The organism is Bacillus sp. P4_D3 (genome assembly GCF_056401855.1).
In genome coordinates this window covers 1-1,888 of sequence record NZ_JBFUIN010000608.1, presented here as the reverse complement: position 1 = coordinate 1,888, position 1,888 = coordinate 1, and the positions used below count along the sequence as shown (strand labels likewise).

Here is a 1,888-nt window from a genome sequence, read left to right as displayed (position 1 = left end):
ATATTATCTCTATCAAATTCATATGTTTTTGCTGCTTCATTTAAAAATTCATTTAATTCCTTCGTACGGAAAACAAGATCCTCTTCATCAAAAATACCTTCTGCTAATCGGCGGAAGAAACGAGGCATCCCATTTTCTAATACATTTCCACGAACACTTAAGACAGAAGCTTCCCGATCAATTCTTTCTGCAAGCGGTAATAAATCTAATTCATTTCCTCCCGTACCATGAAGCAATAATAGTGTTGGTTTTGACTCATCTTTTCCTTTTTGAAAAACATGTTTCATCATTTTTCTCCCCTTTCAATTCCTTATATAATTAGTATAATTCTCTTACTTAAATTGGTAATAACCCTTGTTCAATCTGTTTTCTATGCTGATTATATCGCTGTGGTAATTTTAATTCCTCACCCATCGTCTTCTCCACGCCCTTTTTTATTTCATTACAAAAAACGTTTATTTGCTAAAATTCATTATTCATTTTGTCCATATGATAAAGTTCAATCCGCAATGCTATTTTATCTCAATTTTGAGATACCTCTCAAAAAAACTAACACATTTCATCTCGCTCAGAAATTATCTCGAATTCGAGATAATCCGCAAAAAAAAACTACAGTTCTTATGATTATATTTAAAATATTGATTTTATGTTTTTGACTATCCTTCAAAAATACCTTGAATTCGAGATTTATTATAGTCTAATTAGTTTTTATTGTCAATGCGTATATCGTTTCATTTTTTCATCAAAAACAATATTCTGATAACTCATCTCCATCAAATAATTTGTTTGAAAAAGAGCAACAGACAAGCGGGAACATTCATGTAATAAACTTCTACTTTTCCCATAACCAAAAAAGCCATACAAATGTATGACTTTTTACTCATATTTTTTGTTCAGCTACATATTTACTTCCCAATTACGGAAGGAAACAATTCCGAAAGTGGAACTACTCTCCCCATCTCATCTTTAAACACAATATGCTCTCTCGTTAAATGGCGCGGGCTCTTTACCCCCGCCGCTGCCGCTAATGAAAACAAACTATATCTCATGCTAATAATGTAGTTCATTACTCGCCATTTCTTCTCATATGGATCTAACGCTTTTTGGTAGTGTGGATTCGTAGTTGCAACACCCGATGGGCATTGCCCTGAATTACATTGAAGCGCCATAATACAGCCACTTGCCATCATGAAGCCGCGTGCTGAATTTACGGCATCTGCACCGATAGCTAAAGCAATCGCTACTTTATCTGGTGTGATTAATTTCCCTGAGGCAAACACCTTTAATTTATCCCGAACACCGTAATGATTCGCCGTATCAATAAATGTAAGTAATGCCGGTATAAGCGGTAACCCCATACTATCTGCCATCGATTTATACGTTGCACCTGATCCACCTTCTGAACCGTCGATTGTAATAAAATCTGGATAGATGTTTAATTCTTTCATTGTTTTTAATAAATCTTCCAAAGGCTTCTGTTGACCAATTACAATTTTCATGCCCACTGGTTTACCACCATTTTCTTGCAAATCTTGAATAAAATATAAAGCCTCTGCCGCACTATTAATAAATGAAAATCGATTTGGCGAATTAATCGTTTCACCTTCTCGTACTTTCCGAACGGAAGCGATTTTCTCATTTACCTTCTGTCCTTCTAAATGACCACCACGTATTTTTGCTCCTTGCCCAAATTTCAATTCAAACGCTTTAATATTACTTTCTTTCGCCTTCTCCATAAATTCCTTCATCGAAAAATTCCCGTCCTCGTCACGGTATCCGAATAATCCAGGACCAATTTGCGCAACGATATTCGCACCCGTATGTAAATGTTCTGGAATTACGCCCCCTTCCCCAGTATTAATCCACGAACCACCTGCCATTTTTGCAC

The 1,888-nt window shown here is 35.8% G+C and carries 2 protein-coding genes and 1 pseudogene; all 3 read right to left on the bottom strand.

Going from position 1 to position 1,888, the window contains the following annotated elements; translation table 11 throughout:
* The coding region (locus tag AC1DTM_RS24660) for an alpha/beta hydrolase (RefSeq protein ID WP_477001117.1) at positions 1-290 on the bottom strand (290 nt) is incomplete at its 3' end.
* A 46-nt stretch (positions 291-336) separates the two neighbouring features.
* Positions 337-420: pseudogene (locus AC1DTM_RS24655) on the bottom strand (VOC family protein); the annotation flags it as partial.
* Positions 421-905: 485 nt separating this feature from the next.
* A partial coding sequence (locus AC1DTM_RS24650) for a glutamate synthase-related protein (protein ID WP_477001116.1) occupies positions 906-1,888 on the bottom strand: 983 nt, incomplete at its 5' end.